The 13,937-nt window shown below is 63.9% G+C and carries 15 protein-coding genes; 9 read left to right on the top strand and 6 right to left on the bottom strand.

Annotated features, from left to right (window positions below; all coding sequences use genetic code 11):
- Nucleotides 1–525: 525 nt before the first annotated feature.
- From AC1RQP_RS01710 to AC1RQP_RS01700, 3 genes are all read left to right on the top strand, one after another.
- Nucleotides 526–1,608 carry an acyltransferase family protein gene (locus tag AC1RQP_RS01710; protein WP_492935700.1) on the top strand — a complete coding sequence of 361 codons (1,083 nt, stop codon included), beginning with the start codon at nt 526–528 and terminating at the stop codon, nt 1,606–1,608.
- 787 nt (nt 1,609–2,395) lie between these two features.
- Entirely contained in the window at nt 2,396–2,566 is a 171-nt protein-coding gene (locus AC1RQP_RS01705; RefSeq protein ID WP_239623691.1) for a hypothetical protein, read from the top strand.
- Between the two features lie 459 nt (nt 2,567–3,025).
- Complete coding sequence (locus AC1RQP_RS01700; protein ID WP_492935699.1) at nt 3,026–3,268, top strand: hypothetical protein; 243 nt, start codon at nt 3,026–3,028, stop codon at nt 3,266–3,268.
- Nucleotides 3,269–3,314: 46 nt separating this feature from the next.
- Here the strand turns inward: AC1RQP_RS01700 and AC1RQP_RS01695 are convergent, their stop codons facing one another.
- The 3 genes from AC1RQP_RS01695 to AC1RQP_RS01685 form a co-directional block, all read right to left on the bottom strand.
- Entirely contained in the window at nt 3,315–3,584 is a 270-nt protein-coding gene (locus AC1RQP_RS01695) for a hypothetical protein (RefSeq protein ID WP_492935698.1), read from the bottom strand.
- A gap of 223 nt (nt 3,585–3,807) precedes the next feature.
- Nucleotides 3,808–4,470, bottom strand: a complete 663-nt coding sequence (locus AC1RQP_RS01690; protein ID WP_492935697.1) for a hypothetical protein — start codon at nt 4,468–4,470, stop codon at nt 3,808–3,810.
- A 367-nt stretch (nt 4,471–4,837) separates the two neighbouring features.
- Nucleotides 4,838–7,945: a DEAD/DEAH box helicase gene (locus tag AC1RQP_RS01685; RefSeq protein WP_492936358.1), complete on the bottom strand. Its 3,108-nt coding sequence runs from the start codon at nt 7,943–7,945 to the stop codon at nt 4,838–4,840.
- Between the two features lie 728 nt (nt 7,946–8,673).
- Here AC1RQP_RS01685 and AC1RQP_RS01680 point away from each other — a divergent pair.
- Entirely contained in the window at nt 8,674–8,910 is a 237-nt protein-coding gene (locus AC1RQP_RS01680; RefSeq protein WP_061881737.1) for a hypothetical protein, read from the top strand.
- An 82-nt stretch (nt 8,911–8,992) separates the two neighbouring features.
- Here AC1RQP_RS01680 and AC1RQP_RS01675 read toward each other — a convergent pair whose 3' ends face one another.
- Together AC1RQP_RS01675 and AC1RQP_RS01670 are read right to left on the bottom strand one after the other, a co-directional pair.
- Nucleotides 8,993–9,385, bottom strand: a complete 393-nt coding sequence (locus AC1RQP_RS01675) for an NUDIX hydrolase (RefSeq protein ID WP_028182320.1) — start codon at nt 9,383–9,385, stop codon at nt 8,993–8,995.
- 146 nt (nt 9,386–9,531) lie between these two features.
- On the bottom strand, nt 9,532–10,617 hold the full coding sequence (locus AC1RQP_RS01670) for an AI-2E family transporter (protein WP_239623694.1): 1,086 nt from the start codon (nt 10,615–10,617) through the stop codon (nt 9,532–9,534).
- A 275-nt stretch (nt 10,618–10,892) separates the two neighbouring features.
- Between AC1RQP_RS01670 and AC1RQP_RS01665 the strand changes: the two genes are divergently transcribed.
- Together AC1RQP_RS01665 and AC1RQP_RS01660 are read left to right on the top strand one after the other, a co-directional pair.
- Nucleotides 10,893–11,120: a hypothetical protein gene (locus tag AC1RQP_RS01665; RefSeq protein WP_492935696.1), complete on the top strand. Its 228-nt coding sequence runs from the start codon at nt 10,893–10,895 to the stop codon at nt 11,118–11,120.
- A 106-nt stretch (nt 11,121–11,226) separates the two neighbouring features.
- Nucleotides 11,227–11,529, top strand: coding sequence for a hypothetical protein (locus tag AC1RQP_RS01660; protein ID WP_028136298.1), 303 nt, complete (start codon nt 11,227–11,229; stop codon nt 11,527–11,529).
- Between the two features lie 65 nt (nt 11,530–11,594).
- On the opposite strand, the gene AC1RQP_RS01655 is transcribed toward AC1RQP_RS01660, so the two are convergent.
- Entirely contained in the window at nt 11,595–11,813 is a 219-nt protein-coding gene (locus tag AC1RQP_RS01655; RefSeq protein ID WP_028180534.1) for a hypothetical protein, read from the bottom strand.
- 478 nt (nt 11,814–12,291) lie between these two features.
- Between AC1RQP_RS01655 and AC1RQP_RS01650 the strand changes: the two genes are divergently transcribed.
- The 3 genes from AC1RQP_RS01650 to AC1RQP_RS01640 all read left to right on the top strand — a co-directional run bounded on the left by AC1RQP_RS01650 (nt 12,292) and on the right by AC1RQP_RS01640 (nt 13,892).
- On the top strand, nt 12,292–12,879 hold the full coding sequence (locus tag AC1RQP_RS01650; RefSeq protein ID WP_239623696.1) for a formyltransferase family protein: 588 nt from the start codon (nt 12,292–12,294) through the stop codon (nt 12,877–12,879).
- Nucleotides 12,880–13,051: 172 nt separating this feature from the next.
- Nucleotides 13,052–13,402 (top strand): hypothetical protein, encoded by a 351-nt coding sequence (locus AC1RQP_RS01645; protein WP_239623697.1) that lies wholly within the window; start codon nt 13,052–13,054, stop codon nt 13,400–13,402.
- Nucleotides 13,347–13,892 carry a hypothetical protein gene (locus AC1RQP_RS01640; protein ID WP_239623698.1) on the top strand — a complete coding sequence of 182 codons (546 nt, stop codon included), beginning with the start codon at nt 13,347–13,349 and terminating at the stop codon, nt 13,890–13,892. The genes AC1RQP_RS01645 and AC1RQP_RS01640 overlap by 56 nt, the downstream gene beginning before the upstream one ends.
- Nucleotides 13,893–13,937: the final 45 nt, after the last annotated feature.

The following is a 13,937-nucleotide window of genomic DNA, read 5'->3' as shown; positions in this document are numbered from 1 at the left end:
GAGCGATATCGACGTCAATTAAGTGCACTGTCGCCGTTCGTAATGTCGTTGCCGGCGATGGGTACGCAAGAGCCCAACCAATCCTACGTGCTGATTGTCACTGCGAGGGTTATGGGCGACCCGGTGGCTGGGTATTGGTGTCGTGGCGTGTGCGCCACCGGGCCTCGCCGATCCCGAGCCTGGGCTGGGCCGGAGATCGACTACCAATAAGGTATGTGGCTTGTTCACCTGCGATTTGCGATCCGTCAAGTTCTATCAAGCCCGTAGGATGGGTTGAGCTCTTGCGAAACCCATCGCTCGTTGCGATCAGCGCCGCTGCGATCCGCAATCGATTATCGGAGCAATCATCGAAGGACCGCGGAGTGGCCGACCGAATTGCCGGCGATGGGTTTCGCAACAGCTCAACCCATCCTACGCGCGGACTGCGCTCTTGTCCTGACCACGCCGGTAACCTTGTCGCCGCAATGGCTGTATCCTTAACGTCCCCCCGCCATGTAAACTGGCCTCTTTCGGGCAGGCCATTTGATGACCAAGACGTTAGGTTCCGCGCTTAAGAGAGCCGAAGACCGGCCCTCCGGATTCGATTATCTCCGACTGAGCCTCGCGGTATCAATTGTTGCATGGCACACCATAGCGGTCTGCTACGGCCCGCAAGCCGAAGCGCCACTTTGGACACAGTGGTTTCGGCCGCTGCCCTTCTTCATCATCCCAGCCTTCTTTGCGCTGAGCGGCTTCCTGGTTGCCGGGAGCCTTGAACGCAATTCCATCGGCGCATTTGTCGTCCTACGTGTCATCCGGATCGCGCCAGCGCTCGCTGTCGAGGTGCTGGTTTCAGCGTTGATCATCGGACCTCTCGTCACGAGGTTTGATCTGTCGGCATATTTCCAGGACCATCTTTTTCAGCGCTATTTTCTCAACCTGTTCGGCTACATCCAATATTTCCTCCCCGGAGTGTTTACCGATCAGCCCGCGCCGTGGGTCAATCTGCAACTCTGGACGGTTCCGTTTGAGCTGGAATGCTACGTCGCGGTCACGATTCTTGCGGCGTTGGGAGTCACGCGGCGACCTTCGGTTCTGCTATTGGTCGCAGTTGCCGCAGCGTTTGTCTTGACGGTGAATGCCGTATTCAGATCGCCGCCCACCATGGAAGGAGCAATCCCCGGCCGCGGACTTGTGGTCGCATTTCTCGTCGGCGTTGCTCTCTACAGAATGCGGGAGGTTGTGCCTTTCAGCCGGGCTGCGTTCTTGGCGTCGCTCATCGCGTATATTGGCCTCTGCCTCTTTCCACAGACGCTCTTTCTCTCGGTCATCCCAGCGGCCTACGTCACCGTTTATGTCGGGCTGCTCAATCCTCCGCGCGTGCCGCTCGTGAAGGGGGCGGACTATTCGTACGGAATTTTCCTGTACGGATATCCAATCCAACAGACAGTCAGCTTCTTTCTTCCCGAGCTTCGTTTACCCCTGTTCAACTTCATGATGACGCTGCCGGTGGTGTGCTTGCTGGCTTGGATGTCCTGGGCTTTCGTCGAGTCGAAGGTTCTGAGCCAGAGGAAGGGCATTATCCGATTCATCGAACAATCTGCCGGGCTATGGCGAACGGCAGCGTAGAAGCCATGTAGATGATTTGCGCCAACAACTATCAGGGCTCGATGACGCGGACGGGAAATCGGCGCAAGCCTGACGTCGCGTGGGGACAGTACTCACGAGTTCCGTTGAACCGGAATGGCCGAGGCCTGGATGATCGCCAAAAGCGTGCGGTCGGCGCGGCGCTGATGTTTGGCCGGATTGGGACGGTAAGCCCCCGAAGTACCTCGCAGCGACCGACCACATGAATCGACAGCGCAATGGGAAAAGCCGCAGCGTGGTTCCAGCCCCCACTGCGGCATTCCCGGCAGAAATAGAACCAAGTACTTAAATCGCGCCGGTGTTCTTTCTATAGAACACCCCGTTCCGAAAATGGATTCCGTATAACTACCGGAGTGCGATGTTCTACGCATTGCCGCCCGGATGCGAATGTGGCACGGCTCGGGTTCCAGCCCCCAAATGCTCCCGGCTGCCGATCCAATTGCGGATCAGAGCGCCGGGAGTGCCGGGCGGGATGAGGGTGGCCGTCCGACCTCCCGTCTCCCAAAAGGAAAATCCCACGTCCCCGATGCGACTCGAAGCCGCACAGCGACGGCTCTGCGCCTCGAAGCTGCGCTGATGCCCATCATCGTTGAACGCGTTGGCGCTCGCCCCACCAGTTAAACTCCGCGCCTCGTTGGGATGCGGACATCGCGTCAGCAACACAGATTCCTGAAAGCACGCCGGGGCAGCTATGAGGGCCCTCCCACCCCAAAAATCGGAAGACACCCCGCCGGAAACGTGTACGCTTCACCAAAACCGGAGGGACAGCATGTTTGAAATCAACGGTTTCGACACGGCGGGCGTCGTCAAGCTCAAGCGGCCGTCACTCACCGCCGCCCTCAAGAAGGCCAAGGAGCTTGTTCAGGACGGATGCTGGGACGTTCGGGTCGTTGATCCCGGCGGCCGCGTCTACACCTCGTTTGAAGAGCAGGCCGCCTAGTTCCGAGCGATCACCCGCGCCTGTCGCCGCTATCCGCCTCGGCCGACGTTCGACGAGGCATTGTCGAGCCAGCGCCGCGTTGCTTCGTCACTCCAGCCGGGGACCGCGAAGCGCGCCGGTGGCGTCACATTCGTGCGCGGCCGGTCCACCGCAAGTGGGCGTGCGCGCCGGTGATGCACCGTTGCTGCGTCTGCGGCGGTGCACAGGACGAGCGACAGACCCATGAGACCCACGGCAAAAAGAGAGCGCATCGCATCAGCTCCTATCGAGCAATCGTTCCGTTATGTGTTGCACCTGTCGGCTCGCCACAATCGACCGCGCCTTCACAAGCAGGCGAGACAAGCGCGGGCTCTTGCGGCGGCGCCGGCAATCGGTGACACGCGCGCGCTGCCATTGCCAGTCGACTCGTTTGGGCGCACGCTCTGTCCAGGCGCTTCAGACGCCGCACGGGAGAGACACATGAAGGAACCGGGCCTGGATGGTCGCCACCGCGACAAGGACGGCCAGATCAGCAAGAAGCACGGCAACGCGCTGGTCGGCACATTGCGCAAGATCTACGGAAAGGGTTTTGCGGCCGGCTATCCCGATGCGGCGCAGCTCAGCGAGGTCCTGGCCCAGCTGAACGACACGTCGCTGAGCCAGTTGCGTCGCGATCACGACACCGGGCATTTGGGACACAAGATCGATCACGCCTTGAAGTGACGCCTCGCGGTGAGAGCCGCCATCGAAGGCGCGTATCCAGCAGCGGTTACTGGCGTTCCTCGTACTTGTTGCAGCGGCCATCGCCCTGTTGGACCCGGCTGAGCTCCTGAAACGGCGGATCACAACGCAGGAGCGTGTACACCCTGTAAGAGGGCGGCGGGACACGCCAGCAGAGATTCTGGCCCGCCGGGATCTGGTACGTGTCCCCGTTCGCCAGCGTATAGCTGCACGAGGCGTCCGGGCCGCTCACCTTCCCCTCCGCGTGGACCTGGGTCAGCGAAGCCAACGCGAGGAACATCACCAACAGTCTGCGCATCTTGTCCTCCGCACATCTGATCGCACACCAGTGGAACTGGGATGCGGACATCGCTTCAGCAAGACACAGATTCCTGAAAAGCACGCCGCGGCAGTCATGAGGGCAATTGGCGGAGCCTTAACATGGCCTGGGCATTGAGAATGTCGCAGGTGCGCGAGGGCGATCTCAGCCCTGACTGTGCCCGAAACCAGGCCAGGCGCGGATATGAACGATCTTCCGATCTTCAGCTTTCCGGCGCAGAAACCGTCGCCGGCACGCTCAGCGGAGCTCCTCCCACCGAAACCGGGCCCAAGGACTTCGACGGCCGGACCAGCCGTTTGCGCATCGCTGCGGACAGTCCATAGCGAGCATTCGCGCGCCGGATCGAGGACGTGACGTCCGACGTCATCACGTTTTGCAGCGAGTCGACCTTCGCGATCAGCGTGGACAGCTGCGAAGATATCTTCTTCACATCGACCCGTTCGTCCGTGATGCTCTGCCGCAGGGACAGCAGCACCAGTGAATCCTGCTGCAGCAGGGCCGCATTCTGCTGCAGGGCGTGGTTGTTCGCCTGCAGCGAAGCCGTGTGTTGCTGCTGGGCGGATTGAATGTCCTTCAAGGCAGCGACGACCGGATCCGGTTTCGGCGCGGGCGCTTCCTGGCGCGGAAGCAACTCAGCCAGGCTGCCGACATTCAGCGACGGCAAGCCGGACGGCGACGTATAGATCGCCGCCGCGCCGTTGATGGCCAGGGCACACACCGCCAGGAGCAGCACCGTTTTCCGGCCGGGCCGCGTGAGCGGCACTGGAGCTTCCGGGGCCGCGGGATCGTGCGCGGCTGCGGCGGCTGCGAGGGCCACCGCGTCGAGTTCTTCGGCGAAGCTTGGCGTTTCCAGGGACGTGGTCATCTGCGTTGACCCCAATGAGCGAGCAACAGGACGCCGTCGCCGGAACGTCCTCGTGACGGCTCCTGTACGCAGCACCCATCCAACTGCCTAGAATTGTGGGCTTTTCGGATTAATTCCACGTTAGCGGCCTGACCGGCCGACGGGCTCGCCGCCCCCGGCCGATTACGGGGCTGTGCGCTGCGCACTCGTTCTCGAGCACCGGACACGCGCCCGCAGCGTCGGCTTCCTCCTAACGGATTTTCCGAAGTTGGCATCATGCCACTGTTTTGCCCGACAGGTCAAACGGGCCTTTTGCGCCTGATGCAGAAGGCGTTGCGGCAGAAGCACTTGGCTACTGTGCATGGGGTTGTTTTCGCGTTTCTTGAGTTCACCCCTCGTCGAGCACCTCGAACAGCGCCTCCACCCGCTCGAACGGCGCGTTGCGCATCGCACTGTGATGGACCACCCGATCGCCGTCGCGTTGCAGCGACTTGCCTCTCGATTTGCGCAAGCGCCCCGGCAGGAACGTCGCAGCCACCGCCTCGGGACCGACATCGAGGCGGATGATGCCTCTGCGCTTGCACTCGATCCTGAGCCTGGCTGCGGCGAAGAAATCGCGCGCCACCTTCGGCAAGGGTCCGAAGCGGCGGGAGGTTTCCTCCTCGAGGTCTTCGAGGTCGTCCTCGCCATTGCATCTTGCGGCGCGCGCATAGAGCTCGAGCCGCACGGGCTCGGACTGCACATAGGTCTCGGGCAGCATGTCTCCGACCGGCAGGTTCAGGTCGGGCACCCACACCGCGGCGCGCTCCTCGTCGGCCTTCTCCGAGGCCATCTTCAGGAGGTGGCTGTAGAGCACGGGCCCGAACACCTGGACGTGGCCGGACTGCTGCTCCGAGAACAAATCGCCCGCGCCCCTGAGATCGAGGTCGCGCTCGCTGATGGCAAAGCCGGCGCCCGGCCGGCTGAACTCTTCGAGCACGGCCAGCCGCTTCTCGGATTGTCCCGACTCCGTCTCGGTCAAGAGATGGGCGAAGGCGCGGATGCCGCTGCGGCCGACGCGTCCGCGCAGCTGGTGCAGTTGGGCAAGGCCGAACTTTTCCGGCCAGCACACCACGATGGTGTTGGCGCGGGGAATATCGAGGCCGCTCTCGACGATGTTGGTCGCGAGCAGGACGTCGGCACCGCCCTCGACGAAGCTCATCATCCGGTCGTCGATCTCGTCGGCAGGCAGCTTGCCGTGCAGACAGACGATGCGCAGGTCCGGCGCCACCGCCTGCACCCGCGCCAGCATCGGATCGAGATCGTGGATGCGCGGACAGATCAGGAAACTCTGCCCGTGGCGGCGCTGCTCGCGCAGCAGCGCGTTGGCGATGGCGGCATCCGACAGCGGCGCAATCCGGGTTGCGACCGGCAGCCGGTGCACCGGCGGCGAGGCGATCACGCTGAGGTCGCGGAAGCCGGCAAGCCCGGCGGCGAGCGTCCGCGGGATCGGCGTCGCGCTCATCATCAGCACGTGGACGTTCTTGGCGAGGCCGGCCAGCTTGGCCTTCTCGGCCGCGCCGAAATGCTGCTCCTCGTCGATGATGACGAGGCCGAGATCGTCGAATTTGACGTCCTTGCCGGTGAGCGCCTGCGTGCCGATCACGACCTTGATCCGGCCGCTGCGCAGGCCCTCCCTAGTCTCCCGCAGCTGCGCGCCGGATGTTGCCCGCGACAGGTTTCCCACCTCGATGCCGAACGGCGCAAAGCGCTTCTGGAACGTCGCGACGTGCTGCCTTGCCAGCACCGTCGTCGGCACCGCGACCGCCACCTGCTTGCCCGACAGCACCACCGCGGCCGCCGCGCGCAGCGCCACCTCGGTCTTGCCAAAGCCGACGTCGCCGCAGACCACCCGGTCCATGGGATGACCGGATGCAAGATCGTCCAGCACGTCGCTGATCGCCTGGGCCTGGTCGATCGTCGTGAAGTAAGGGAAGCGCGCGACGAACTTCTCGTAGGCCGATCCCGGCGGCACCAGCTTCTCGGCGCGCCGCCGCCGGCGCTGGCTGATGTGCTTGGCCAGCACCTTGCCCGCGGCCTGGATCTCGCGCTCGGCCTCGCCGCGGCGGGCCCACCATGTGCTGCCATCCGCCTTGTCGAGCGCGAGCTTGCCGAGCTCGGTCGCGTAAGGCCACATCAAGGCGAGATCGGCCGGCGGCACCAGAACCGCATTGTCGCCTGCGAACTTCAGGCGGATCATCTCACGCATGGCGCCGCCGCCGGTGTTGACGGTCTGCAAGCCGTCGAGCACGGCAAGGCCGCGCTGGAGGTGGACGACCACCGTGCCCTGCTCGGGCACATCGGCATGGTCGAAGGCCGCACTCCAGGCGCGCGCCATCGGCTGCGGATGATGCGCGCGGCTGCCGAGCACGTCGGACGCCGTCACCACGACCAGGGGCTTCTTCCCCGGCACGACGAAGCCGGCATCGAGATCGGCCAGCAGCGTCGCCTCGCCGCCCCGCCCGCGCGCCGCCTCGTCCCAGTCGTCGCAGCGCTCCGCCTTGACGCCGCTCATCCGCTCCATCACGCGCAGATCGTCCTCGTGCGCGGCGACGAGAATCAGTCGCGATCCGGCCCGGCGTGTCTCCTCGACGAAGCCGCGCAGCGCCTTCCTCGAGGACGTCAGCTTCGAAAACTCCGGGATGTGCTGGAAGGGCGCCGTCCGCGGCAGCACCTTCATGCTCTTGGAGAGCTGCTTCCAGTCGCGCCGTGCGAGATATTCACGCTCCCGCTCTGATCGGCCTGCGGCCTCCTCGATCGTGTCCAGCCAGGCGTCGGCATGCAACGGGACGCCGGCGTCCGCGATCCATTTGGCGACCCCGCAATAGTCGAACAGGCTCGCGCGCTTGCCGCGTTTGCCGGCAAGGCCGAGCCGCTCCGACATGGGATCGACGAGCAGCTCTTTGGTCTCGAAGATGATCCTGTGCTCGTTCGGGTCGAAGGCCACGATCCGCCTGATCGCACGCTCCGAATGCTCGATCCGGAACGGCCCCAGCGCGCCTGCGGGAAATATCTCGAAGGTCTGCCCGTGGAACAGCGCGCCGCCCGGATAGTCCGGCTCGTCGTCGAGATCGTATCCGAGGGCCTGGAGCCGGGTCTCGAGGTCCCGCTCGGAGAACGGGCCGCCCACTTTCAGGCTCAGGCTCAGGCGCGACAGGCTCGCCGGCGGCGGCAGGCGCTCCATCACCGCTTCCGCGGTCGACACGAGAAACAACGGCTTCCTGGATTTTGCGAGGCGGCTCAGCACCGAGGCTCTGCGCCCTGCGAGCTCGTGCGACGGCTCGAGCTGGTCGAACGGCAAGGTGTTCAATCGCGGAAACACCAGCACCTCGCAGGACGGGTCGAGCGCGTGAATGACGCTGCCTAGCCGCTCCGCCCTGTTCTCGCTCTCGGCGAGGAAGACGATCCCGCTGCGTCCGGACTGCTTCCATTGTGCAAGCAGGTGAAGAGCCATCATGCCGAGGGGCGACGAAGACGAGATCGTGGCGCGCTGCGATCCTTTGCTCTTCTTCGGCGCCTTCTTGGCCACCCTCGTCTTTCTCGAAAGCCTCACGTGAACCCGTTTCTGGTCTTGCATTGTAGCCAACAGAATGCGAGCCGCCCTCATCTCGAATCGGCAACTCGCCGCCATGCATATGGGATTTGCCCCGCAAACGCACCCCTCGTGGCAACGTTCAAAGGCGGCGCCGCGATCCCGACAATCTGGCTGTTTTGCTAGGCCTGCAGCGCGGAACTCATGCGGCCCGAGATCAGCATCGCTCGATGCGAGCATTGCGACGATCGAAGACGTCGTGCGCGCATGCAGCCACGAAAAAGCCCCAGCGCTTGGAGCCACACTGGGGCGTTTCGGTCAATATGAATAGCTTAAGCAATGACGTCTTCATAGCAGCGGTTTCGCCGTGCGCTTGTGAACTGGTTCACACGCTCTGCCCCGAGCAAACGACCTCAACGCGAGAGGCCCTGAGGTCGCCAACCTTTATGGGTAAGGTTTTCTCGCGGCCCGGGGGCTTTGGGGCTTGGGGATGGGCCGTGAGCCTCGATTCGACGCACGCCACGCAGAGTCGTTCCAATGATCGACGACCAACCTGCTGGGGCGCTCCAATCATGCCGGAACGGAGTACCTCATCCCCTGGTTTGAGTGCGCACGCGCCACGCGTTAGGATGCCCGTTTTTACGGAGGCTCATTTGAGGTCATTCATTTTCATCGGCGCCATCGCACTGCTTGCGACGGCCGCCCACGCACAGACGCTGGTCGATCCCAACAAGGTTGCTCCCGAATACCGCGAGGCAGCCGAGAAGCGCCGGGCCGAGCAGTTGCGCCAGCGTGAATGCGCGCTGAAGGCCGATCTCGAGAAGGTGCTGCCCAGGGATCGCACCGCCTTTCTCAACCATTGCCTGGAAGCGATGGCGGCCAAGCAATAACGGCTGACCGTTCCAACCCGCGCCTTGGCGCAATGCGCGCACGGTCCGCGGTCATTTGCCGGGCGGTGCGAGAGGACCAAGCTCAGCTCCGCCGCCGCTTTCGCGGAAACAGGCGGTCGCGGATGTAGCGCGAGGTCGGCGTCAGGCGGATGCCGCGGGGCTTCTGCCAGGCCGCGCGGTCGATCTCCTTCTTGTCGCCGATCGCCAGCCTGCCCTTGGCGGACTTGGCGATGAAGATCGCGTCATTCATCTTGCGGCCGGAGCGCTTGTTCCTCGTCTTCACTTCTTTCCAGAGGGTGATCCTGCCGAGCTTCAGCTTTGGAAGCTCCTCCTTGATCTCCCGCCGCAGGCAGTCCTTCTCCGACTCGCGCGGACGCTTGCGGCCGCCCGGAAACATCCAGAGGCCATCCGACCGGCGCCTGACCAGCAATACCTTGCCGCGCCTGGCGGCAACCAGCTTGGAAGATTTCGCCATTGCTGCCGTCATCAAAAACAGAATCGACCCGATCGTAACTTGTCTAGTCGAACAGACAAGTTCGCGGCGCGCTTTGATCACAGGCCACAAAGCCATCGGGTCCTGGCGCGGCACGGCCGGAAGACCGCACGTTCGGGGGCGCGAGATCAGCCCTCGCCCGCCTCCGCCTGATCCTCGGTCCTGATCCAGGCCATCATGATCTCCCAGGCCACCGATAGGATGATCGGCCCGATGAACAGTCCGACGATGCCGTGGGCCAGCGTGCCGCCGATCACGCCGACGAAGATCACGATGGTCGGAGTGGTCAGGCCCCGCCCCATGACGAGCGGCTTCAGCATGGTGTCGATGAAGCCGACGAGGACGAGAAACACGGTGAGCAGCAAAGCGGTGGTGACGTCCTTGGCGGTCCAGATCCAGATGATCACCGGCAGCAGCACGAGGAAGGCACCGATCTGCACGATCGAGAGCAGCAGCACGATGAAGGCGAGAAGGCCCGCACTGGGCACCTCGGCGAGCTTGAAGCCGATGCCGGCGAGCAGCGCCTGCACGATCGCGACGCCGATCACGCCCTGAGCCACGGCGCGAATGGTCGCACCCGCAAGACCCAGGAAATGCTCGGTCTGCTCGGGCACGATGCGAAACAGGAAGCCGCGGCCGGCCGCGACCAGCCTCGGCCCGTGCGGAAACAGGAATCCGGCCACGAACACCGAGACCAGAAACTGGAGGGTGCCGACACCGGCATCGCCCGCGAGCGAAAGTAGCGGGCCTGCCAGCGGCTGGAGATACGGCGCCACCTCGCGCACCACCGCCCGGACGTTGTTGTAGGCTTGGTCCCAGAGTTCGTAGAGCCAGGGCCCGACGAGGGGCCACGATTTGAGCTGCTCCGGCGCCGACTGGAGCGCAAGGTCGCCGGTGCCGAGCTGGTTCGCCAGCTCGCGCACGCCGTCCACCGCGCTGATGCCGAGCCAAGTCGCCGGACCAATGACGATGCCGAGCGTGATCAGGGTCAGGATCGCTGCCGCAGTCTTGGGCCGGCCGCCCAGGATCTTGGCGACCCAGCTGAACGCCGGATAGAACGCGACCGCGAGCACGCCGCTCCAGGCCAGGATCGGCACGAACGGGCGGATGATCAGGAAGGTCCAGATGATCAGCAGGGCGAGCAGGCCAAGCCGGATCACGAGCTGGATGACGTCCTCTCCCGTCAGGAGCTGACGGAGACTTTTCACGGGCACGGCTTTCCTTGCGGCATGAACGCAACTTCCGGCGCTTGCACGGCCCGGCCGTTATTGCCAGCAACGCATCCGGCGTCAAGACGACCGGAACCGACCGCGCCTCGATCAGGCCCCTCTCGGGCCATCCGGCATTGCGCGACGATGACGCACCATCCGGCGTGCGCCCCAGCCCGGCTTGGCTAACGCCCGTTAACCGGATTTCCCCGCGCCGGTTTACGCCGCTGCAAACGCTGGCGGCTATGGTGGATCGAGGTCACCGAAACGCATTCTGTGCAATGGCCAATAGCATCTGGACGATCGAAGAGTTCACCTGTGCGGGTTGCGGCATGAACTACACCGCGACCAGGGAGGAGCACAGCGAGACCCATACCGGCAGTTTCAAGTGCGGCATCTGTAGCGGCGTCGTGCACGCCTGGTCCGGCAAGCATCATTTCTTCGGCTGGCAGGCCGTGAAGACGAGACCGCCGGTGTTCGGGAGGCGCTGGGCGGGCGTCGGGTGGTAAGCCGTCCGCGGCGTCGCAGGATCCGCCCAATTGCACCGCCGCCGTTTGCACTCCGTTCACCGGTCGGCGCTAGATCAGCATGGATCCTCCGCGCCAAACCCCAATCATGGCCGACCTCAACGCCGTCCTGACCAGGCTCAACGACCGTCTGCTCCGCCTCGAGGGCGAGCTGTTCGTGCTGCGCTCGCTGGCACGCGCGACGCTGACGGCCGGCGACGACCATGCGGCACGCATGCGCAAGCTGGTCGAGGCCGCGAAGGTCGCGCTCGATGATGAGGCCAGGCGCCCGCTCGACAAGCCGACGCGCAAATATGTCGATGCGGCAACCGCGCTGGTGGAGGAGCTGCTGGTCGAGCCGACCCCGGCGCGGCCGTTGTTCACGGTCATCGACGGCGGCCGTCGCGACTGAGCGACAGACATTTTAGACCCGCCATCGGTCAGCGCGCAGACATGCCGGGCGCGCGCAGCAGACCTCTAGGTCGCCGTAGAGTTCTCCGCCTTGAGCCGGCTGAGCCCCGCCTCGATGATCGCAATCTCCTCGTCGATCTGGCCGATCGGCAGGCTGAAATCATAGCCGGACCTGCTCTTCAGATCGACCGCGAGCCGCTGCCTGTGCATCATCAGCTCGTCGAGTCCGCGGCGGTTCTTCAGACGCACATAGGCGTCGACGATCTGCTCGATTGCGCTCGGCATGAAATCTGTCCCGTGAAAAGGCCCGGCGGCGCGCCCACGCCGGCGGACGTTTTCGGTGTCGCGGTACGCAATACAAATCCGCGACGGCTTCGTCGATACGCCAAGCTGGTTGAGATCGTGTTACCGTCGGACGAATTCGTGATGGGTGGCACGAGAAAAGGCCGCCGGCGATCACGCCAGCGGCCAAAGCCGGGTTCGAAAATGGATGCGGGTTGAAATGTCGCCAGCCCCGGTCGGTGCACGTTACCAGCCAATCGGGGGCATCTCTGTTAAAAACGAGACACAGGAACCCCTTGGCGGTCGCTTATCGTCCGACCGTGGCGGCGCAGCAACGCTCGTCCGTGACGCACAAATAGGTTCACCGGCGGCTGGCGCCCGGCGCATTGTTGATAACCCACGCAAACGCTGCGCGGGTGGTGACAGGGTGTGCGGACGTGTTATCGGGGGATGACGCAGTTGCGAAACGGATCGGACACCCATGCGCATTACCCTCGTCGGCTCCCGCCATTTCGGCGTGACCACCCTGAACATGCTCCGGGAGCATAGCGTCTCGGTCGTCCGGGTCGTGGTAGCCGATGCCGAGGATCGCCTCGCCGCGACCGCGAGGGCCGCCGGAATCGAGGTCGTGGTCCAGGCCAATCCGAAGCTCGTGGTGGCTTCCGAGATTGCCCCCGACACTGATCTGATCATCACGGCCCACAGCCACGCCCGGATCGGCAAGGACGCGCTCGCCGCCGCCAAGCTCGGCGGGATCGGATATCACCCCTCGCTGCTGCCGCGCCATCGCGGCAAGGCCGCCGTGGAATGGACCATCAAGGAAGGCGATCCGATCGCCGGCGGCACGATCTATCATCTCGCCGACCGTATGGACGCTGGCGCCATCGCCGCCCAGGACTGGTGCTTCGTCAAGAAGGGCGAGACCGCACGGGAGCTTTGGGAGCGCGCGCTGGCGCCGCTCGGGCTCAAGCTGCTGGCCGATGTGATCGACTACGCCAAGGTCCACAAGGCGCTGCCTGCCAAAGCCCAGGACGAGCAGTTCGCGACCTCCGCGCCGAGTCTCTCCTGACGTTTACCCTTAATGTGAGCCCGCGTTGATTCTGCTTCGAAAATCGGAGTCAGAATCTCAAATAAACCATTGTACTAACAGGAACAATTTTCGATTTGGCGTCGCAACAAATTTCCGTCACATTTCGTCCGAATAAGCGTCAGCATATCAGACAAATTCAAGGATGGAATTTATGCGTTTTGATCGCATTGCGGTGTTCTGTGCCGCTTCAGTTTTCGCCGGCACCCTCGCCGCCCCCGCCTTCGCCCAGAGCCCCTATGACGGCAATTGGCAGGTCACGATCGTGACCAAGAGCGGCTCGTGCGAGCCGACCGCGAGTTCCATGCTGACGGTTGCCGATGGCAAGATCACCGCGCCCGGCGCTAACGTTTCCGGCACCATCGGCCGCGAGGGACTTGTGAAAGTTTCGATCAATGGTGCATATGCCAACGGTCAACTCAACGGCAACGCCGGATCGGGGAAGTGGAATGGAGCATCAGCAGGCATACCTTGCAGCGGGCGCTGGGAAGCATCGCGCCTATAAACCAACGCAGGTTCGTGCCCGGAATCGGCGGCTGTTGATCGCGGCCGCCGTCTTGTTTGCGGCCGCAGCCGCCAATTCCGAAAGCAAGGCGCAATCCGGTCCATTCGCTCCGATGGCGGGAAGCTGGAACGGCGCCGGCACGGTCAGCCTCGAGGACGGATCGACGGAACGCATCCGTTGCCGGGCCAAATACGCCCCCGTCGGCCCCACAATGGAAATGACGCTGACCTGCGCCAGCGACGCCTACAAGTTCATCCTCTCCGCCAACGTTCAGTCGGCGGGAAATGCCATTACGGGAAGCTGGAGCGAGGCCAGCCGCAACATCTCCGGCTCGCTCCAGGGCCGCGGTGGCGGCGGAAACTTCGAAGTGGTCGCCTCTGCCGCCGGCTTCAACGCCAACATCGCGCTGAGGACGCACGGCAACAAGCAGACCGTCACGATGCGCGCGGACAGCCAGTTCCGCGGCGCCAACATCTCAATGTCGCGCTAAGGCCGACGACCCTTCTGACAATCGGCCCGGCGAGTTCGCCGGGCT

The sequence above is a fragment of the Bradyrhizobium sp. GW821-FHT13H06 genome, from assembly GCF_058803975.1.
The sequence above is the reverse complement of the archived record's forward strand: the minus strand, read 5'-3'. Positions and strand labels throughout refer to the sequence as shown.